Origin of the sequence: Hydrogenophaga intermedia (genome assembly GCF_000723405.1) — a bacterium.
GTDB classification, from domain to species: domain Bacteria; phylum Pseudomonadota; class Gammaproteobacteria; order Burkholderiales; family Burkholderiaceae_C; genus Hydrogenophaga; species Hydrogenophaga intermedia.
Genome location: NZ_CCAE010000001.1, coordinates 1 through 20,409 on the forward strand (window position 1 = coordinate 1; position 20,409 = coordinate 20,409).

At 60.1% G+C, this 20,409-nt stretch carries 18 protein-coding genes; 13 read left to right on the forward strand and 5 right to left on the reverse strand.

The genetic code is table 11. The annotated features are described in order from the left end of the window. The first annotated feature begins 382 nt into the window (after nucleotides 1-382). The 6 genes from BN948_RS00005 (at nucleotide 383) to BN948_RS00025 (ending at nucleotide 5,390) form a co-directional block, all read left to right on the forward strand. Nucleotides 383-1,582, forward strand: coding sequence for a tyrosine-type recombinase/integrase (locus BN948_RS00005; RefSeq protein ID WP_009518509.1), 1,200 nt, complete (start codon nucleotides 383-385; stop codon nucleotides 1,580-1,582). Nucleotides 1,583-1,692: 110 nt separating this feature from the next. Beyond that, nucleotides 1,693-2,055 carry a type II toxin-antitoxin system RelE/ParE family toxin gene (locus BN948_RS00010; RefSeq protein ID WP_009518510.1) on the forward strand — a complete coding sequence of 121 codons (363 nt, stop codon included), beginning with the start codon at nucleotides 1,693-1,695 and terminating at the stop codon, nucleotides 2,053-2,055. Continuing rightward, the gene (locus BN948_RS00015; RefSeq protein ID WP_009518511.1) at nucleotides 2,055-2,375 is read left to right on the forward strand and encodes a helix-turn-helix domain-containing protein; all 321 of its coding nucleotides are present in this window, start codon (nucleotides 2,055-2,057) and stop codon (nucleotides 2,373-2,375) included. The genes BN948_RS00010 and BN948_RS00015 overlap by 1 nt, the downstream gene beginning before the upstream one ends. A gap of 34 nt (nucleotides 2,376-2,409) precedes the next feature. Continuing rightward, nucleotides 2,410-3,375: an ABC-three component system protein gene (locus BN948_RS00020; RefSeq protein WP_009518512.1), complete on the forward strand. Its 966-nt coding sequence runs from the start codon at nucleotides 2,410-2,412 to the stop codon at nucleotides 3,373-3,375. Then, complete coding sequence (locus tag BN948_RS25955) at nucleotides 3,359-3,607, forward strand: ABC-three component system middle component 8 (RefSeq protein WP_009518513.1); 249 nt, start codon at nucleotides 3,359-3,361, stop codon at nucleotides 3,605-3,607. The genes BN948_RS00020 and BN948_RS25955 overlap by 17 nt, the downstream gene beginning before the upstream one ends. Before the next feature lie 22 nt (nucleotides 3,608-3,629). Beyond that, a complete protein-coding gene (locus tag BN948_RS00025) occupies nucleotides 3,630-5,390 on the forward strand; it encodes a DUF2326 domain-containing protein (RefSeq protein WP_236953862.1) in 1,761 nt (586 codons plus the stop codon). Between the two features lie 31 nt (nucleotides 5,391-5,421). On the opposite strand, the gene BN948_RS00030 is transcribed toward BN948_RS00025, so the two are convergent. Continuing rightward, nucleotides 5,422-6,117: a helix-turn-helix domain-containing protein gene (locus BN948_RS00030; protein WP_035619921.1), complete on the reverse strand. Its 696-nt coding sequence runs from the start codon at nucleotides 6,115-6,117 to the stop codon at nucleotides 5,422-5,424. A gap of 485 nt (nucleotides 6,118-6,602) precedes the next feature. Here BN948_RS00030 and radC point away from each other — a divergent pair, with 485 nt between their 5' ends. Next, a complete protein-coding gene (radC, locus tag BN948_RS00035; RefSeq protein WP_035619923.1) occupies nucleotides 6,603-7,109 on the forward strand; it encodes a RadC family protein in 507 nt (168 codons plus the stop codon). A gap of 279 nt (nucleotides 7,110-7,388) precedes the next feature. Next, complete coding sequence (locus BN948_RS00040) at nucleotides 7,389-7,775, forward strand: hypothetical protein (RefSeq protein ID WP_035619926.1); 387 nt, start codon at nucleotides 7,389-7,391, stop codon at nucleotides 7,773-7,775. Between the two features lie 74 nt (nucleotides 7,776-7,849). On the opposite strand, the gene BN948_RS00045 is transcribed toward BN948_RS00040, so the two are convergent. Further along, nucleotides 7,850-8,683 carry a hypothetical protein gene (locus BN948_RS00045; RefSeq protein WP_035619928.1) on the reverse strand — a complete coding sequence of 278 codons (834 nt, stop codon included), beginning with the start codon at nucleotides 8,681-8,683 and terminating at the stop codon, nucleotides 7,850-7,852. A 624-nt stretch (nucleotides 8,684-9,307) separates the two neighbouring features. On the opposite strand from BN948_RS00045, the gene BN948_RS00050 reads away from it, so the two are divergent. Next, nucleotides 9,308-10,135, forward strand: coding sequence for a DUF932 domain-containing protein (locus tag BN948_RS00050; protein ID WP_035619931.1), 828 nt, complete (start codon nucleotides 9,308-9,310; stop codon nucleotides 10,133-10,135). 71 nt (nucleotides 10,136-10,206) lie between these two features. Continuing rightward, nucleotides 10,207-12,219 carry a ParB/RepB/Spo0J family partition protein gene (locus BN948_RS00055; protein ID WP_035619934.1) on the forward strand — a complete coding sequence of 671 codons (2,013 nt, stop codon included), beginning with the start codon at nucleotides 10,207-10,209 and terminating at the stop codon, nucleotides 12,217-12,219. A 143-nt stretch (nucleotides 12,220-12,362) separates the two neighbouring features. Here BN948_RS00055 and BN948_RS00060 read toward each other — a convergent pair whose 3' ends face one another. The 3 genes from BN948_RS00060 to BN948_RS25960 form a co-directional block, all read right to left on the reverse strand. Then, the gene (locus BN948_RS00060) at nucleotides 12,363-13,574 is read right to left on the reverse strand and encodes a PD-(D/E)XK nuclease domain-containing protein (protein ID WP_238327217.1); all 1,212 of its coding nucleotides are present in this window, start codon (nucleotides 13,572-13,574) and stop codon (nucleotides 12,363-12,365) included. Next, nucleotides 13,508-15,691: an argonaute/piwi family protein gene (locus BN948_RS00065; RefSeq protein WP_035619941.1), complete on the reverse strand. Its 2,184-nt coding sequence runs from the start codon at nucleotides 15,689-15,691 to the stop codon at nucleotides 13,508-13,510. The genes BN948_RS00060 and BN948_RS00065 overlap by 67 nt, the downstream gene beginning before the upstream one ends. 130 nt (nucleotides 15,692-15,821) lie before the next feature. Beyond that, nucleotides 15,822-15,959 (reverse strand): ribbon-helix-helix domain-containing protein, encoded by a 138-nt coding sequence (locus BN948_RS25960; protein ID WP_236953864.1) that lies wholly within the window; start codon nucleotides 15,957-15,959, stop codon nucleotides 15,822-15,824. A gap of 698 nt (nucleotides 15,960-16,657) precedes the next feature. Between BN948_RS25960 and BN948_RS00070 the strand changes: the two genes are divergently transcribed. The 3 genes from BN948_RS00070 to BN948_RS00080 all read left to right on the forward strand — a co-directional run bounded on the left by BN948_RS00070 (nucleotide 16,658) and on the right by BN948_RS00080 (nucleotide 20,405). Beyond that, entirely contained in the window at nucleotides 16,658-16,969 is a 312-nt protein-coding gene (locus tag BN948_RS00070; protein ID WP_009518866.1) for a DUF736 domain-containing protein, read from the forward strand. 171 nt (nucleotides 16,970-17,140) lie between these two features. Next, nucleotides 17,141-19,279: a helix-turn-helix domain-containing protein gene (locus tag BN948_RS00075; RefSeq protein ID WP_009518865.1), complete on the forward strand. Its 2,139-nt coding sequence runs from the start codon at nucleotides 17,141-17,143 to the stop codon at nucleotides 19,277-19,279. Between the two features lie 67 nt (nucleotides 19,280-19,346). Beyond that, nucleotides 19,347-20,405, forward strand: a complete 1,059-nt coding sequence (locus BN948_RS00080) for a hypothetical protein (protein WP_009518864.1) — start codon at nucleotides 19,347-19,349, stop codon at nucleotides 20,403-20,405. Nucleotides 20,406-20,409 lie beyond the last annotated feature (4 nt).

The window sequence follows — 20,409 nt, forward strand, 5'->3', positions numbered from 1 at the left end:
GTCCACCAAGAGTTGAAGTGGACTCGAGGCTCCTATGAACCGCCTCGGCTTTCAAGATGGGCTGACTGGACGCTCACACTGAGCGCGCGCCGCGTGGCGGTCAGCTTGACATTGACCGTCGGCCCATTGAAAGCCTAACGCCTGGCCACCGGGACATTGACACAGTGCGAAAAAAGGCGCCATCCGCAGGGATGGCGCCTTTTTTATTTCACCATGACTCCAGCACCGAACTTCGCTGGACTACGCCACAGCTCGTTGTGGCAGGTTTATCAAGAACTTACGTGAGTTCATCCTATGCCGGTGCTTTCCGAAACTTGACCCGGCTTCCGTCCGCTTGGCTCCTAACAGGCTCCTGGAAACCGTGTCTTTCCCAGGAGTCATCATGGCCAAGATCAAACTCACCAAGTCCGCAGTCGATGCGGCACAACCCCAGGCGCAGCCCATCGAGCTGCGCGACACGCTTGTTCCCGGCTTCCTGTGCAAGATTACACCGGCCGGCCGCAAGGTCTTCATGCTCCAGTACCGGACGAATGCCGGCGAGCGCCGCAAGCCGGCGCTGGGCCTGTACGGAGAGCTGACCGTAGAGCAAGCCCGCTCGCTGGCGCAGAACTGGCTGGCTGAGGTTCGCCGGGGCGGCGATCCGGGCGCGGCCAAAACCGAGGCGCGCAAGGCGCCCACGGTCAAGGAACTCTGCGCGACGTTCATGGGGGACTACTCCAAGCAACGCAACAAGCCCAGTACGCAACGAGGCTATCAGGGCGTCATCGACCGCAACATCATCCCGATCCTGGGCCGCATGAAGGTGCAGGATGTGAAGCGCCCGGATGTCGCGGCGATGATGAAGAAGCTGGAGCACAAGCCGGCAGAGGCGAACCGCACCTTCAGCGTCATGCGCAAGATGTTCAACATGGCCGAGGTGTGGGGCCACAGGCCCGACGGCACGAACCCATGCCGTCACGTCCCGATGTATCCCGCTGGCAAGACAACCCACCTCATCAGCGACGAGGAAATGAGCAAGCTGTTCAAGCAACTCGACAAGGTGGAAGCCGAGGGTATCGAGCCCTATGTCATCCCGCTGGCGATCCGCCTGCAATTCGAGTTTGCGGCCCGCCGTTCCGAAATCGTGCTGCTCGAATGGGAGTGGATCGACCTGGAGAACCGCCGCGTGGTCTGGCCCGACAGCAAGACCGGCTGCATGTCCAAGCCCATGAGCGAGGAAGCCTACCGGTTGCTTTCGACAGCGCCGAGGCGGGAAGGCTCGCGCTATGTGCTGCCGTCGCCGCGCAATCCCCTCACGCACATGACCTATGGGGAGCATTACGGCGGTTGGAAGCGCACCCTCAAGGCGGCCGGCGTGACGCACGTCGGCACGCACGGCATCCGCCACCGCTCGGCCACCGATATCGCCAATTCGGGCATCCCGGTGAAGGTCGGCATGGTGCTGACCGCGCACAAGACCGTGGCGATGTTCATGCGCTACGTCCACACCGAGGACGACCCGGTGCGCCAGGCGGCGGAACTGGTGGCAAACCGGCGCAAGACGATCACTGGGGCGCAGCGTCGTGAGGAGGCAACGGCATGACTTGGGGCCTCATTTCTACCACTGCCGATCGCAGCCGGTGCGGGCCGAATTGTCGCGACGCTGACGCGACAATTCGGCTCTTGCGTCTCATATCCGAACGGGTATAATCTATGTCTGAGAAACGTAAGTTCCTGTATTGGGAGGGCTCCTCGAAGAAGGACTTCAAGGAGTTCCCCATTCCCGTTCAGAAGGACATGGGCGTCGCGCTGTTCGTCGTGCAGTTGGGCCGAACACCTGATTCGGCGAAACTCTGGAAAGGTCTCGGCCCTGGTGTTTATGAGCTAGTGGAGGACCACCGGGGCGACACCTTTCGCGCGGTCTACACCGTGCGCGTCGGCGATGTTGTGCATGTGCTACATGCGTTTCAGAAGAAATCCAAGTCCGGAATTGCTACGCCACAGCCGGACGTGGAGTTGATCGAGAAGCGGTTGAAGGCAGTGCTCGCCCGTTATGGGTTGAGCGGGAGATCGTAATGACGCGCAAAGCTAATCCTCAAGGCACCGACAACGTGTTGGCAGACCTCGGCTTCGATGATGCGGAGGAACTGTCAGCGAAGGCCGCTCTTGCGGTCAAGCTCAACGAGCTAATTGACAAACGCGATCTTAGCCAGACGGAAGCGGCCGCCATTACCGGTATGACGCAGCCCAAGGTGTCCCAAGTTCGCCGCTACAAGCTACAGAACATTTCTCTTGAACGGCTGATGCAGGCACTGGTGTCGCTCGACCAGCATGTCGAGATCGTCGTACAGCCTGCGCGTCGCGCGCATGCGGCCGGCATTACGGTTGCCGTGTGATGAGCGGTCCGCTGACACTTAGCTCGGGGGTGAGATGAAGTTCGCCTACGAGGATATGAGCGACGATCAGTTCGAAAAACTGATCGTTTTCTTGTGCCAGCATCTGCTTGGCATTTCCGTGCAAGGTTTCGCCAAGGGGCCTGATGGAGGACGCGATGCTAAATTCGTTGGCACGTCCGAGCTACATCCAAGCAAAGCTGCGCCTTGGGTTGGCACGACCATCGTCCAGGCCAAGCACACCAACGGCTACAACCGGAATTTCTCGGAGCCAGACTTTTTCAGTACGAACGCGGCGAACACGGTACTCGCCAAGGAGATTCCACGCATCAAGAAGCTACGTGAGGCCAAGCAGCTCGACCACTACATGCTGTTTGCCAATCGACGGTTGGCTGGCAATGCCGAGAGCGAGATACGCGCGTACATCGCAGCGCAATGCGGTATCCCTGATTCATCGATCTACTTGTGTGGCCTGGAGCAATTGGAAGTCCTGTTGAAGACGTTTCCTGACGTAGCAGGAAAGGCCGATCTCGACCCGGTCGATTCGCCCTTGATCGTTAGTCCGGACGATCTTGCTGAGGTCGTACAGGCGCTGGCCCGGCAGAAGGACAGTATATCGGCATTGCTCGACGATCCACCCACTGAGCGGGTCACCTATGAGCAGAAGAATCTCCTGAACAACATGAGCGCCGAGTACGCCAAGGCGCAACGCAAGAAATACCTGAAGGAAACTGCGCAGATTCGTGCATTCCTGGCCGCGCCGGAAAACCTTGAGCTGTTGCGCATGTATGAATCTGTGGTCGATGAGTTTCAACTCAAGATTATTGCCAAGCGCAAGGACTACCAGACCTTCGATGACGTAATGGAGTACTTGGTAGACCTCCTATTCAACCGCGATCCCGTGTTGCGACAGCATGCACACAAGCGCTTGACCCGTGCCGTGCTGTTCTACATGTACTGGAACTGCGATATTGGGGAGGTAAGCGATGCTGCGGCCGACTAAACACTCGCACCCGGATCGCACGGTTATTAACGTTGCGTTGTTGTTGCTGATGCGACTGAAAGATCGCCGCGTGGATGAATACGGCGCACTGCGCAAGTATGCGAAGAAGACCGTTACCGGAGGCGATGTGTTATTCCTACCGGCGCTAAATTTTCTCTATCTAATGGGACTGATCGACTATCGCCCCAAGACCGACGCCGTGGAATATGTGGGGCCAAATGAAGCTGTCTAGACTTTATTCAAACAAGCCGGACTTGTTCGAGCCCGTCGACTTTGTGCAGGGCTTGAATGTCATCATGGCTGAGATTCGTCTCCCGGAGAATCGCGAGAAGGATACTCACAATCTTGGAAAGACGACCCTGGGGCGTTTGCTCGATTTCGGATTCTTAGCTGGACGTGACGCCAAGTTCTTCCTTTTCAAGCACCTTGATCGTTTCAGAGATTTCGTTTTCTTCTTAGAGATCGAGCTGGAAGACGCCTCATTCGTTACGATACGGCGTAGCGTGGAGGAGGCAACCAAGATCAGCTTCAAGAAGCACGAAGCGGGACACCAGGACTTCTCTGCGTTGTCGATCTTGGCATGGGACCACCAGGATGTGGCTTTCGAGCGCGCCCGCGATCTGCTCGATGGCCTACTCGATTGGCGCGCACTAAAGCCATGGTCATATCGCAAGGGATTGGGCTATCTGCTGCGCTCGCAGGAGGACTTTCGCGAGGTATTCCAACTGCGCAAGTTCGCGTCCAAGCATGCCGATTGGAAACCATTTCTTGCGCATATGCTGGGTTTCAACGCGAAACTAATCGCTTCGCATTATGAGAAGGAAGATGAACTCTCCAAAAGGCAAGATACTGCCCAGACTATTAAGAACGAACTGGGTGGGTCGATTGAGGACATCAGCAAGATCGAAGGCATCCTCTTACTCAAGCAGAAGGAGGCAGAGAAGAAGCAGAAGCTTCTTGATGCCTTTGATTTTCGTGCTCAGGATAAGGATCGAACCAAGCAGTTGGTCGATGGCATAGATGAGCGTATCGCGACACTCAACAGCGAGCGCTATTCGCTAACTCAGAACAGAAAGAAGATACTGACTTCGCTGGAGGAAGATCAGATTCTGTTTAATCCGGAGGAAGCCCAGCGCTTGTTCGAGGAAGCGGGTGTCCTTTTCAAGGGGCAGGTCAAGAAGGACTTCCAACAATTGATCGCCTTCAACCGGGCGATCACGGATGAGCGTCGTGGCTATCTTCAGGAAGAGCGTGTGGAGATCGAAGCCGAGCTGAAGCGTGTCAATGCTGAACTCGGGTCGCTGGGTAAAAAGCGCTCGGACATGCTTTCATTTCTGAGCGAAACCGACATTTTCGGAAAGTACAGACAAGTTTCCGACGAAATGGTAACACTGCGCGCCGACATCACATCCCTAGAGCGCCAGCGCGGCTTCCTGCACCGTTTGCAGGAATTGCGCACTGACATTAGGGCGCTGACGGAGGCGCGCGGTCATCTGCAAACCCAGATAGAAGCTGACGTCGAAAAGCAGAACTCGGACCCGGATAGTTTGTTTTCGTCGATTCGGGTCTTTTTCAGCGAAATCGTTGAAGAAGTGATCGACCGCAAGGCATTGCTGAGCGTCTCGCCAAATCAGGCAGGGCACCTTGAGTTCAAGGCGGAGATTTTGGATGAATCGGGCAATGCGACCAGCGCCGACCTTGGATACACGTATCGCAAGCTACTGTGCATTGCCTTCGACCTTGCTGTATTGCGTGCCCACCTCGACGACAAGTTCCCGCGCTTCGTCTATCACGATGGTGTGTTCGAGTCGCTGGATGATCGCAAAAAGGAGAACCTGTTAGCGGTCATTCACCGATACGCCGAACTGGGGCTACAGCCCACCATCACGCTGATCGATTCGGACTTGCCAGCGCGTGCCGATGACGATGAGCCGGTGTTTGCCGCGGACGAAATTGTCGTGACGTTGCATGACGAGGGTGAGCGGGGACGGCTGTTCAAGTTTAAAGCATGGTGATGACCTCGAACCGACCCTGACGCATTCCGCGCTACAGGCGGATGCCGGCAGACTTCGGCGTTGCAAACTGCTCCGGCTCCTTACCGAGTGGGAAAGCCACCACGTACAACACGCTGGCAGGCATCGGCTTGCTGTCCTGCTCCAAACCCCACTTTACCTGCACCTTGCGCGTGGCACTGCGCAGTGAGACGCCGAGCGCCTTGAGCGCGTCGATGTGGGATTGCATCTCGTCGTATATCTCGAACTTCTGCGTTTCGCTGTAGGCATCGGCGCAGTCCCGGTAGTCGCGGAAGTAGTCCACCAGCATGGCGAATGTCTCGTCCGCTTCGCGGGTCAGCTCGAAGGCTGGCTCTGACAAGTCCATCGTGCAGGACTCGGCCAACTTGGCCAACTGCTTGCCTGTTGTCAGTGGGGTGGCCGTCAGCGTGACGTGCTCCCGATCGAACTTTTCTTTCTCGGCCTTGAATTCTTCCTCGGACGGAATGGTGAACGGCTTGTTGAGTGCGTCGATGTCCTCGAACTCGAACGCCCTAGCAAGAGCACGACGTGTATCAAGACTGGCGGACAAGCCTTGCTCGACCCGCTGGATCGTCCGCACGTTGAGGCCGGAAATCGCGGCCAACTGTTCCTGTGACCACTGCCGCATCTCGCGGAACATCTTGATGCACACGGCCAGTTCGGCCGGGGTCAGCAGACGGGTTTGTTGAGCATGTTCTGTAGTGTTCATGGGCGGCTCCTTCGTTTTCAGTAGACGTGGCGAAGTATGGGGAGCCAGGAACAAGGACAACACGACAGCAACCCGACAGCCGGCCGACAGACAACTATAAATGCCGCATAGGGTTCACTCCACAAGGATATTCAGGGAGGGAATCCGTGCGTCCCGGCGTGCCGCCGTCGCGCTGTCGTGCTGCGCATCGAGCCTCGCTGCGCGAGTCTCGCCCCATGCGGGCTTCCATCGTTCCCTCGCTCTGCTCGGCTGACGCCTCCGGCCCTTGAGGGCCTGCGCGCTCCGCTTGCCTACCCGTGCCTTCGTTGGAGGTGGGAATGGGCGGTCTTGCTGTTCCCTTCACCGTACCACGGCGTTCTCGCCGTCAAGGGCTGCGCGTGCTCGCACGCTTGCGGCCGTGGCCGTCCATGACCCTATGACAGCTTGCGCTGCGCCGTGCTGGCGCCGGTTCCGGGCAATTCCGCCCGAGCAACCGGAGCACGATCATGTCGCAACTCTCTCTCGCTTTCGATTCCTCGCTGCTGGTGCGTGACAGCCAGGGGCGCTACATGCTGGCCACCGCCGATCAGATCCTGGAGGCGGCCCGCCAGGTCATCGACCAGAAGATCCCGCGCGGTGCGCTGTTCACATCGCCGATGCTGGTCAAGGACTACCTGCGCACCAAGCTGGCCGGCTTCGAGTACGAAGTCTTCGCGGCACTGTTCCTCGACAGCCAGCATCGGCTGATCGAGTACGCCGAGCTGTTCCGCGGCACCATCGACTCGGCGGCGGTGTATCCGCGCGAAGTCGTGAAGACGGCGTTGCGGCTCAATGCGGCGGCTGTGATTTTCTCGCACAACCATCCGAGTGGGAACCCTGAGCCGAGTCAGGCCGACAGACAGATCACCCAGCGGCTCAAGGATGCGCTGGCGCTGGTGGACGTGCGTGCACTGGATCACATCGTTGTCGGTGGCGAGTCCACAGCGTCCTTCGCCGAACGGGGGCTGTTGTGATCGCGGGGGCTTCGGCCCCCTTTTTGCTGCGTCCGATGCCGACGATCTCCGGCCCTGCGGGCCTGCGCGCTCCGCTTGCCTGTCCGTGCCTTCGTTGGAGGTCGGGATGGGCGGTCTTGCTGTTCCCTTCACCGTATCACGGCGTTCTCGCCGTCAAGGGCGGCGCGCGCCTTGCGCGCTGGCGTCCTGGCGGCCGTCTTCGACCCTGTGACTGCTTGCGCTGCGCCGTGCTGGCGACGGTTCCGGGCAATTCCGCCCCTGCAACCGGAGATCGTCATCATGAACGACAAATCGCATGTTTCACTGGAACGTCATGTCTGCCTTGTCTGCGGCGTCGCTTACGACACTGGCAACCTTCTTCTCGACAAGCGCCTGCGCGCGAGCCTGGAACGCCACACGACGACAGGCTGGGGCCTGTGCACCGAACACCAGAAGCTGTCCGATGACGGCTTTGTCGCCTTGGTTGAATGCGACCCGCAGCGCAGTGGCTCGCCGGCGGGTGGTGGTCGCTTGAAGCCTGAACAGGCGCATCGCACGGGCCGCCTGGCGCACCTGAAACGCGAGGTGTTCGCCAAGGTGTTCAACGTGCCGATCGCGGACAAGCAGCCGTGCGTCTTCGTTGAGCCTGGCGTCATCGAGCAGTTGCAGTCGATGGTCGCGCACTGATCGCGCGGCAACCATCCGGCGCGTCGTCCTGCGGGGCGGCGCGCTTTTTTTCTGCTGCGCCTAGTGTCCTGATCTTAGCCGACGCTAGTTCTGGTTGGACTGCTCGACACCGCGCAGTTGATCCCGAAGCCTTGCAATTCGCTGCGGACTATTGCTTCGCCCCCATCGGACACAAAGGGGCCAACTACCACGCCATTGACCGCAGCAAGCCAATCGAATGGCACCTTTGCGAAGCGATCTACGATCCGAACATTGGACTTGGGCCACGCCCCATCAGTGTGGTCGTAGAGGAGCCTGACTTCATCTTCGCTCGAAAGATTATTGTTTAACCGCAAGAAGGACGCTGCAATCCCTTGCCCAAGGCTGTCGAGATGCTTCTCCCAGTTTTGATCGGAGAAATGCGCCTCTATTTCGGCGTCTGTGGCGTACTGCATCTTGCCGATGACGTGTTGCAGCATATAGAACTCGTTGCCTCTGCTCATCGCAGCGTCCAGTAGCTTCCTGGGTGTCGATTGCACGCGCACGGAGGGATTGCGACGAGAAAAAATTGCCCAGTCTGATTGCGCGTCAAGGGCCGTGGCCGACCAGCAGGAGCCGTAGACCGAGGCAACCACGCCATTGAGCGTCAGTGGTGCGCCCGTGACAACATCCTTGAACTCCCGGTCGAGCAGTGGATTCTCCGATGAATCGCCCCAGTTTGATTTGTCGATCTTGGTGTAGGTAAGACACTTTCTGCTTAAATCCTCGCGGAAGTATTGGAGTTCCATGATTCGATACACGGGGGCGTCAAGAGCTACCTCAAAGACATTCCGTTGGATGTAGAGATCCCTCATTTCTTCATAGGGAACGCCTCGGCAATCTGCCTGGACGATTGCCCCAACGATGTCGGTATTGAACCTCGGAATCATCTATGTCCCTCGCGCAAAATAGTTAAGTCGCTTCATCGGTTATTTATGTGCTTTGGCTACTTGACCCTTAACTTCCGCACGCCTGTTGTCTGCGACTTTACGTGATCGTAGGCGCACTGCACGACTCACACTTCGATTCGAGCGTCTCCGGCTAGTTAGCCGGTCGCGCTGTCGTGCTGCGCATCGAGCCACCTTCGGCGTCTCGCCCCGTGCGGGCTTCCATCGTTCCCTCGCTCCGCTCGGCTGACGCCTTCGGCCCGGCTCCTCGATCCGGGCCTGCGCGCTTCGCTTGCGTGGGGTCGGCGCCATCTGCGGCCGTTGCCACAACCGCCGTCTTCCCTCGCTCATCACCTCATCCGCGACTGTAGCCCGCGCCCGTGTGCCGTCAAGGCGCGCCGGGCCGTGTCCTCGCTGCGCTGCGGGCCGCACCAACCCGTCGCTTGTTTCCTTGACGGCCCCCGTCCGCGCGCTCCTGACCGTCGCGGGCGATGAACTCAGGAAAGACGGTGGCAACGAGGCCGGCCCAGGTCTCCGCGCCGACCCCACCGGAAAGCCGAAAGGCGGGCTCCGAATCTAGGAATCCGGTGGGGTTTCAACAGCAAACCCTTTGTCAGGAGAAAGACCATGCAACTTGCCTCCCGTTTCGCATCCCGATCCCCGGTGCTGCGCTCGGAACACCCCTTGTCGGATGACCAGATTCGCCGTGTGGCGCCGTCCATTTTCGCGGAAGCCCCGCACGGCAGCCGCTCCGAACGGTACAGCTATATCCCCACCGCCACGGTGCTGGCCGAACTGCGCGGCGAAGGATTCCAACCCTTCATGGTGTGCCAGACCCGCGTGCGGCAGGACGACCGCCGCGACTACACCAAGCACATGATTCGACTGCGCCACGCCAGCCAAATCAACGGCAGCGAAGCCAACGAAATCATCCTGCTGAACTCGCACGACGGCACCAGCAGCTACCAGATGCTGGCCGGGATGTTCCGTTTCGTGTGCAGCAATGGCCTTGTCTGCGGCGACACCGTGGCGGACGTGCGCGTGCCTCACAAGGGCGACGTGGCGGGCCACGTCATCGAAGGCGCTTATGAGGTCTTGCACGGCTTCGAGCGTGCGCAGGAATCCCGCGATGCCATGCAGGCCATCACGCTAGACAGCGGCGAGGCCGAAGTCTTCGCCCGCGCCGCGCTGGCTCTCAAGTACGACGACCCGGACAAGCCCGCACCGATCACCGAAAGCCAAGTGCTGGCCTCGCGCCGCTTCGACGACCGCCGCCCCGACCTGTGGAGCGTGTTCAACCGCACGCAGGAGAACTTGACGCAAGGCGGACTGATAGGCCGCAGCGCCAACGGACGCCGCCAGCGCACGCGCCCCGTGCAAGGCATCGACCAATCCGTGCGCCTGAACCGCGCCTTGTGGCTGCTCGCCGATGGTATGCGCCAGTTGAAAGCCTGAACCCCACGCGGAGGGGCGGGCAGCCCCTCCATTCATTCCCTCGTTTCTCTCATTCTCTAGGAGTCATCACCATGAACGCCGTAACCCAAACCGAAACCCGCGCCATCCACACCGCCGCCACGCTGGAAGTGGCCGACCCCACCAAGAACCTGATTCTGGTTCCGCTGTCGCAGTTGCTGCCGCGTCGCTCCAAGCGCAACGCGCGCACGACCCCGCGCCTGTCCATCCCCGAACTGGCCGCGAGCATTTCCCGCATTGGCCTGCTGCAAAATCTGATCGTCATCCTTGCCGCCGATGGCGAGCAGTACGAAGTGGTGGCCGGTGATCGTCGCCTCACTGCCTTGAAGCTGCTGGCGAAGAAGAAGCGCATCCCCGCCGACTTTGAGGTGCCGTGCCTGCTGGTGGCAGACAGCAGCGCCCGCACCGTGAGCCTCGCCGAAAACCTGCTGCGCGAGCAGATGCACCCCGCCGACCAGTTCGAGGCGTTCGCCGCACTGGTCGAGGAAGGCCGCCCCATCGAGGACATTGCCGCCGACTTCGGCGTGTCCCCGCTGGTGGTGCAGCGCCGCCTTAAACTCGCCAACGTCTCGCCGCGCCTGATGGCCGATTACCGGGCCGGAGCCGTGACGCTGGAACAGTTGATGGCGCTGACCATCACCGACGACCACGCCGCGCAGGAGGCCGCGTTCTACGGTGCGCCGGAATGGCAGCGCGGCGCATCCGCGCTGCGCGAACGCCTGACCGAACGCGAGATCGACGCCACGCACCCGCTGGTGCGTTTCGCCGGGCTGGACGCCTACACGGCGGCGGGCGGTGGCATCCGCCGCGACCTGTTCGCCGACGACGACAGCGGCACCTTTCTGGTCGATGCCCCGCTGCTGGAAAAACTGGTGCGCGGCAAGCTGGATGCGCTGGCCGAGGACGTGCGCACCGAGGGTTGGGCATGGGTGGAAGCCGTGCCGCACCTGAGCTACGCCGAACGGCAGGCGTTCCAGAACGCCCCGCGTGAGCAGCGCGAACCGAACGCCCGCGAGGCCCGCCGCATCGCTTCGCTGCAAGCCCGTCTCGACAAGATCGACCGGGCGCTGGAAGACGCCTACGACGCCGAGGACGAAGACAAGGCCGAGGCGCTGGAACAGCAGCGCGAGCTGGTGGCCGCAGAACTGCAAGCCGTGCAGGACGCCCTGAAAGGCTACGTCCCGGACGTGCGCGCCGTCGCCGGTGTCATCGTCACCATCGACCGCGACGGTGAGGCCGCGATTCATCGCGGGCTGCTGCGCGAGGCCGAGGCCAAGGCACTGCGCACACTGGAAAAGCTGCGCCAAGGCTTCACCGGAACGGAAGACGCGAACGACGACGAAGGCGAGGACGCCGCGCCGCCCAAGGCTGCGAACCTGTCCGACCGGCTGGCGCAACGCCTGAGCGCGCACCGCACCGCCGCGCTGCAAATCGAAGTGGCCCGGCACCCGCAGGTGGCGCTGGCCGCGCTGGTGCATCGCATGGTGCAGACCGTCTTGCAGGAAGATCACTACGGCCACGACTTGCCGCTCGGTGTGCGCCTGACCATGCAGGATAGGCTGGACACCCACGCGCCCGACTGGCCGGAATCACCCGCCGCCGTGGCGCTGCGCGAAGTGCGGCAGGCATGGGGCGAGCGGCTGCCGCAGGACAGCGCCGAACTGTTTGCCGCGCTGCTGGCGATGGAGCAAGGCGAACTGGTGCGGCTGCTGGGCGTATGCGTGGCCGCCAGCGTGGACGTGGTAACGCCACGCGCCACGCAGCACCAGCCCGGCGCGGAACTGGCGCAGGCGGTCGGGCTGGACATGGCCGCATGGTGGAAGCCGACCGCCGAAGGCTACTTCAACCATGTGTCCAAGGCCGTGATTCTGGAAGCCGTGCAGCAGTTCGCGCCGTCGCACGTCACCCGGCTGTCCAAGCTCAAGAAGACCGACATTGCCAGCGAGGCCGAGCGTCTGGCCGAAGGCACCGGCTGGATGCCCGCCCTGTTCGCGGCAGAGGGCAGCGCGGCGCAGGAAATCGACGCAGAGGCCGACACCGAAGCGGCGGAAACGCTGGCGGCATGAGGTAGCCGCGTGAAGCATGGCCCCGGCGCAGACCGCGCCGGGGCTTTTTGCTGCACTTCAAAATCCGGGCGCGGCAGGTCTCAACGACCAAAGCAGAACGTGCCGTAGCTCGCGATCACGGGTCATCAGGAACCTGAATCCCGCTAGCTCATTGTTGAGGGTGCGCTAATTACGACACACCCATCAATTCCGTCGATCTTTAAGACACCCTCCTTGAATTTGGCATGTTCTTGCGTCGCGCGCGTGCGGTCCCACAGGAAGCTGACGATCCGCGCATCCTTGTATTTCGTGTCGGCGCGATAGAGGGACGCGTCTTCGGCGATCTCGCCAATGAGCGTCGGGAAGGACTTCTTCACGTCTTTCCGGTATTTGACCTCAATGATCGTATGCAGCGACGGCAGGTAGAGATCAATGCGCGGATTTTTCTGCCCGACGGGCTGAAGGTTCACTTCGTCCGCGATGTCGTTGAAGATCGGCGCGAGTAGGACATAGAGCAAGTTTTGGACATGGTATTCGTTTTCTACCTGCCATTTGACGGGTTCCGCGCCTCTTGTGCGCCCGGCGTCTTCCCATGTCCACCGCTTTAGGCCGACGGGGATATGCTCCAGAAATCCCAGGAGGTCGTCGAGGCTCCAGCCTTTCGGCGGCACCACGGCCACGTCCTGATTGACCTGATCGAAGACGTAAACCATTAGGCTCAACAGCGCCGTCGAAGCGTCTTCTTGCGCCTGCGCCCGGAACTCGGCCATGAAGCGGCCGATCAGGGAAAGGCGAGTCTGGTGGTCTTCGATTCGCCGTATCTGCCGATAGTGAAGAAAGAGCGGCACGCAAGCGCTCGCATGGACAGCGGAGTCGCTGCTGCGGACATACATCGCGATATCTTTCTCGAACACATTGAGGTGGTCGCCGCTGACCTGCTGAGCCAGGAATCCTGAAATCCAGTTCTCGAACTCGCGGGCGATGCGCGCGTCGTTCATCTGCCCGGCCAGCCACTTCACCGCCATGACGCCGAACATGTCGGAGACCCACGGGCGTGGCGTGGAGTCGATCTTGGCGGCCTGGCCGAGTAGGCGGGAGACATCCAGACTCGAAACGGTTTCGTCCAAAACGCCGAGGCCCGCAATCGCGCACCGCTGATACAAGGAGAGTGTCGCAAAATCGAAGGACGGAACGCCGTCTTTCAACAATCCAAGAAAATACAGAAAGGAGGATTTGAAAGGATCGGCGTGCGCGCTCTCGCTCACCTTGTGGTGCAAATATTCGCGCAACTGGTACGCGTTTTCCTTCTCTACAGGAACCATTGGGATTGCCCGATCATCACCGAGTCGTTCCAGCCCGGAAGCTGATTTAGCCATCCAAGATTCCGGGCGATCAGGTCGGAATAGCTGATAGTCACTGGCATCGGATTGGGGAAGTAACTACGCCAGGAATGCGATGCGAAGCTGTATAGCTGGGCGCTCAGATACGTAATGTCCTTGAAGGTCGAGTCCTTGTGAACATCAAGGATCACGCCGCGCGGATGTCCGTCTGTGTCTTGCCGCAGTTCGCGCTGGCCGATCAGGTAGACAAGCATTTCGTGCTTGGAAAGCTTGAACGTCTTCCCGCGCGGCGGAGCCAGTCGTCCCTTCTGCACGCCGGCCGTCGCGGAGTCGAACATATGCAGACCATGATTCTCCGAGATTTTCAGGAAGGTGTACTCGATCTGATACTCACGGTACTTTTCGATTACGGCGCGGACGGCTTCGATCTCTTCCTTGTTGAACTTCTTGACCTGCGCATGAAAGATCAGGCGGATCGTGTCGCCTTTCTGCCAGTTCATCCGCTTCTGAATCTTCTCTATCGTCTCTCCGAGCACGGCGGTCAGCGCTTCGCAGTAGGCTTCCGGCACGACCGCCTTCGAAGTATTCGAGACGATGTAGCTGCCGTCTCCGGAGAAGACGGTGGTGATGCCCATGATCCGCTGATTGTCAGCGCCACGCTCCTGTCCGATATTCGCGCTGCCGATGCCGATCACGAGTTCGTGCGAGAGAGTCGGTGAGGATTTGAGAAGCCAAGGGACGCCGCCCATCTTCGCGTAGCAAGCCAGCGCCATATTGTTGAGCGAGTACCCGAGCGAATAGTCGGACTGCGCAAGAAGCTCTATCGTGAAATCCTGTACGGGAACCTGATGCAGGAAGAAAAGGCTCTTGCCGAGATAGTACGGATTCTCCGTGACCTTGAGCTTCTTGAAGGACTGCCGGACCTGCACGAGGGCCAGGTCCCAGCGCCCGCCGTCATCCGCTTTCTTCCGGATCGCAGCCTCGATGGCGTTCTTGTACGCATCCACGCTGTCGGTGGCTGTCGCGAACACTTCAACGCGGCTGGTTCCGAGCGTGAACTTGCCTTCAAGGCCGTTGCTGAAATACTTGCTGTTCGGGATGCCTTTCAGTAGCTTGCGAACGAATTGCTCGACGCGCCCCTTGTCGTGCTGGGCGCAGATCACGCAGATCGACGGATCGTTCCTATCGAAGGTGCGCTTCGTATAGGGGCCGCTCTGTGTCAGACCTTTCTCGGCCCAATCCGCTTCGCCGTTGTCGTTGAAGACGAACACCGGCTTCTGCATCTGCCCACAATCCTTCTGGATATTGGGTGAATCCTGGATCTCGATGCGCGTTCCGTCGATCAGCGGGATGGTCTTCGACTGGATGTACTTCTTGAGCGTGTCGATGCGGGCCTTCTTGTTCTCGCCTCCATTGAATACGGAAACGGATTGCCGGATACGCTCGACGATGGCGTCTTTCTGCGCGCGGTGCGTATGCAGAATGTAGTCATCGAAGTTCGTCCGGCTGGCCTCCAGATAAACGTTTTTCGCCTCGGCTTGAACGACCTGACCGTCGGGCCGCGTGACATAGAGCGTTTCACCCTTGCAGCCGCTCACCGACCCCAGAAGCTTTCTGTATCCGTCGTCCTGCTCGGTGACAACGTAGCGGCCCGCAAGATCGAACCCGGCATTCAGGAAGAACAGGCCGTTCTCTTTGAGCACGCGGCGCGTTGTGCAATCAATAACGAGGCATGGATGGCCCAGGACAGTGCGGGTGTCGATTGAGTATTTGGCGCAAACCTTAAAGGGGTAAGCGTCTCCAAGAATCGGAACCAGAAGATTGTCTTCCGGCTTGGCGCTCACCAGTTCGATGGGATTGAAGCCGGATGGGTTGCGGCCCAGCCCAGCGAGATGGCGGATCAGTCCGTCCTTGACCAGCGAATAGAAGACGCCGAAGTTGTCCTTGAGCGCGATCGTCTGCGGCGTGCCAGATGCCGGGAACGTGCCGTCCCCCGAGAAGATCAGGATGTTGTCGCCCTGCCGGCGAAAGGCGTGCGTCGCTTTATGAGCGGCGCGAAGGCCATCCAGGGTTTCCTTGTCGTAGGGAATCTGGCGGACTTCAAGCTCCAACTCGGGGACTTTCAGCGGAAATGCGTTCAGGACAATCGGCAAGGTCCACCCCTTTCATGTCCGTGACGCTTCCACCGCGCGGTGTCCCGCGAATTGGTCTCAGTCCGGGAGGTTATGGGTTCCAAGGTCGTCGTGGCCTGCCACTTGACCGGCCTCACAGCAAGCACTGCGTTCATTGCTGTTTCTCCAGAAGTGGCCACTGTTCAGCGACGTACTTCTCTGCTGCGTCGCGAACGACCCATGCTACGGAGACCTTCTTGCTCCGGGCGATGGCTTCCAGCATTTCGTAGAGTTCGGGCGGGAATGTCACGGACGCCCTCGGAGCCGGATCACGCTTGGGCTTTGAGGTTGCAATCGGCTTTGTTGCAGGCATGACCTAAACACTTTCGAATCAGATGATGCACCACTTTACACCAAGGTGGTGCACCGCTCCAGTTGTAGTCAGTGACGCCCGCATCCCGCCACGGTGGGCAGTGCGCCGGAGCACGCTGCACCTTGCTGCGCCCGGTTGTGCGAAAACGTGCCGTCCTCGACGCTGATGGTGGGCTGTCCGGGCCGTCACGCCGGCCTGTTCACCGACATGCCCCACGGCCTTGCCATGACGCATCCACACCACGCCTCAAACCGTCCGCCGCTGGATGCGGTGGGCATTCCGCCTGTCGCTGTGGGCCAGACCTTGCCAGCATTCGGGCGCGTGCCATCAACGCCTTCATGCGGAGCGCCGAGCTGGCCATCGCTCCATTCGGGTCAGTTCGGCCCGTTGCGTCCTTGGTTCGTTGTGAATCCTGGCGGGAGCACGGCTGCGCCTCGGGCTTCATGGCTGCAACCGTCCGGCGCAAACAATTTCCCCTGCGCTGCGCGCATTCCTCGCGGGACAAATTCTTTGCGCCTCCCGGTCCTCCACGCTGTTGCGGCCGCTGCGCGATGCAGCCAGCCCGTCCCCCGCCGACCGGATCACAACAAGGACGCGATGGGCGCGACCTTGGCAACCCGAAAGGAGCAAACATCATGGCCAACATCGGCACATTCACCGCACAGAACGACGGCTTCACCGGCACGGTCCGCACCCTGACACTCAACGTCAAGGTCAAGTTCGTCCCCAACGACAAAGGCAGCGAGAACGCCCCCGATTTCCGCATCCAGGCGGCGGGCGGCTACGACATCGGCGCGGCATGGAAGAAAGTCAGCCAGGCCGAGCGGCCCTACCTGTCGGTGACACTGGATGATCCGTCGTTCCCGGCGACCATCTACGCCCGCCTGATCGAAGAAGAAGACGGCTCGCACAACCTGATCTGGTCGCGCAGCAAGCCGGCGGCCTGACGGCCGCCCCGGCGCCCCGCCCATCGTGGCGGGGCGCCTCACTCCGAGAGCACAAGCGCCAGTATTGCCCGTGTCGGCTAGCGTCCGGGAGTGGCGCATGGCTTCCTGAAACGTTACTATTGACGTTTCAGAAACGTTTCTGTATCGTTTCCATAAATTCTGGAGGCAACGATGAACAGAGACGCGGCGATTGGTAAGCGCATTGCTGCCCTGCGCGATGAAGCAGGGCTCAAGCAGAACGAACTGGCAAAGAAACTCACCTGGAGCGCCGCAGTGCTATCCCGCGTCGAGAACGGCGACCGACCGTTGGCGCCGGAGGAACTTCAGACCGTGCTCGATGGCATCGGCACGGCTGACGCGCTGAAGCTGCGGGAGATACTGGAGCGCCAGTGGCAGATGATCCCGGAGCCGACCCTCGGCGATCCGGATGCCGACCTGCTGTGGGAAGCGGAACAGACGGCGCAACAGGTGCATGCGCTTGCCGAGCGCCCCGATGTGAAACAGTTCTACGAGCGCCGTCTGGTTCGCTATCAGGAAGAATTGCTCGCCAAAGCGGCGAGCGTGGCGGACAAGCGCTACCAGGCGGCCTTCATAGGAACCATTGCGGTGGGCAAGTCCACTGCGATTTGCCGCGCGGAAGGTCTTGAAATTCCGGGCAGCAAGGGAATGCCAAAAGCTGTCCTGGAAACCGGCGCTGGCGGCATAACTATCTGTGAAGTGCATGTACGGCGCGGTCCTGGATATGGGCTTATCGTGGAGCCGTGCACCGAAGATGAAGTACGGCGGCACGTTGCTGATTTCGCGAACTTTCTTGTGAATCCTCCACAAGCGTCGCGTTCAGTGAATGATGACGGCGAAGGCGGCGCGTCGCCGGGAATCTCCCGTGAGGTCGAGCGTGCCTTGCGGAATATGACCGGGCTTCGACGTCGCCGCAGCGAAAAACGCTCGGACGGCTCCGTCATTCCTGCGGTCGATGAAGCCCGTGAGCTGGCTGCGCGGTTCACCGATGCCAAGTCGCTGTCTGTGGAAATCCTGTCTCGCATGGAGTTGCACAAGCGCGATCGGCGCGACATCTGGCACGACGACACCCTGGGCAAGCCGCCGCTCGATTGGTTGCAGGAAATCTTCGAGCGCGTCAACAACGGCCGCAGCGAGGAATTCACTTTGCCGCGCCGGATCGAGTTGGTCGTGCCTGTCGCGATCCTGGGCGATGAATCGGTTTCGGTCACACTGATCGACACGCAAGGCATCGACGACATCGCTGAACGCGGCGATCTTGAAGTTCATTTTGATGACACGCATACCGTGGTCGTGTTATGCACCGTGTTCAATGAAGCGCCAGCTACTGCCGTGCGGCAATTGCTGACCCGCGCTCGGGAAGGAGGGGTTCGGACACTGGATAGTCACGCAGCCATCCTTGCGCTGCCGCGCCCCAGTGAAGCACTCGCTGTTAAGGACAATGGTTTCCCCGTGCAGTCGGCCGAAGAAGGCTATGAAGTCAAGGGCGAAGAAGTGCAGTTGAAGCTGCAACCTATGGGGCTCGACCACTTGCCTGTCATGTTCTTCAATGCCGCGGAGGATGCGCCTGAGCAACTGCGGAACTTCATCCGTGCCCGCATCACCGCCGTGCAGGAGTGGCAGCGCAATGGGTTGCGCGAAATCATCGCCGGCGCCAAATCCATGCTTGAGAACTACGAAAAAGACCAGGCTCGGGGGGCGATGGCGGCCGCAGCGCGTCGTCTGACGATCTGGTTGGACAACAACGAAGCAATTCCGGCACAAACCAAGCGGCATGTCCACGACAGTCTGGTGGCGGCTGTGGGCACCGCACACCCGCGCACCGTCTATGCCGCCATCGTAAGAGACGGCGATTGGTGGAATCTTAACTATGCCCACCAACTCAGTCACGGTGCCCGGCGCATCGCTGCCGGTATTGCCGAACCGAAGTTGCAGAAGTTCAAGGAGATCGCCGAGAACCTGCTGCAAGACGACCAGTTCAGTGATGCCCACGACCTCATCCATCAAACAGTCAGAACGATGGAGGCCGGCTTCGATGCGCTTGTCCGAAAGGCCCAACTGGTTGGACAAAGCATTCATTCGGATGAAATGACCGCTGACGCCAACTTCTGGAAGACGTGCTACAGCGAATGGGGAAGAGGTTCGGGCTATCGTGATCGCATCAACAATCACAACCAAAGCTGGTTTGAAGAGAAGAACGAAGGAGGAGCCGATGCTCGCGTGATGCAACTGGTCACGGACAGTTGGCATGAAGCGGTTGCGACCGTTCGCCATCTGCTAGCGCAAGACTGAGAAGGTCGCTGCCAAGATGAATAGCACTCCAGCGACCAGCATACGCGCTTCTGCAACGGCCAAGCTGATGGCGTTCTACCTCAGCCGCGACCGCATTCTCTCTTTGGTCAATACGGAGGGGCTGCCGCCCCACGTCCTCCATACGTTGCAAGGCAAGGACGTACCCATGACCTCAGCCATACTCGGCAGCGCTGTCGGCAGCTACGTGCTGGATGCGATTGCATCGGGTGGTATCAAGACCCTGCAACAGCTTGCGGTCGAGAACGCGATTCAGCCTGGCACTCCCTTCATCTACAACGGACATTTTTATGGCAAAGGCTTCGGCTACGCCAACAAGAAATCGGCGTTGACGTTGACCGAGAAACTCGACGAGCCAATGGAGGGAAAGAAGCTCGTCCTCGAATTCTCGAAGAACGGCCTTGTAAACGACACGGCCTACACCCGCATGGCGGGATCGACTCGGCTCTTCGCCTTCGCCTACATCGCCGACGTCACCGCAGATACCATCCGTGCGATTCCCTATGCAATCGGGGATCTGGTCAGCGGTCAGTCGTCGATGCCGTTGCCTTTCGCCTCAACCTTGGAGTTGCAGCCCAACGACATTGAGCAGTTTGCAGGCATGGATAGAACATGGATTCCTTCCAAGACCGAGTTTGCCCGTCTTGCTGATATTCCCGAGCACAAGATCAAGGAGTTGATCTGTCATCTGCTCAATGAGCACGATGTTCCCAAGGATTGGGGCGGAGAAGAGAGCGATTTGTTCTCTGACCGGCTCTTGATCGACGGCGAACGCAAGACCGGCGCCTTTCTGCTCAAAGGGCCGGCCAAATTCCATCCGATGACGCCGCGCGACCTGGGTAAGAACGCCGACCAGATTTATCGCCTCTTCAATACTCCCGCGCAGGTCTATATCGTTCAGCACTGCCACAACGTCGGCGCGGCCGTGCGCAAGACCGTGGAGGCTTACGCCCTACATCGCTCATTTACAGCCCCTTGCCGCTACGTGATTATGGACGGCGTGGCAACCGCGCAGTTGCTGCGAGCACATGGCCTTTGGGACACCGGAGTGCCTGCACAGCGCGGAAGAAAGTCAGCCAGGTCGGGTGGCAGTAGCAAGGCCGATTGAGCAT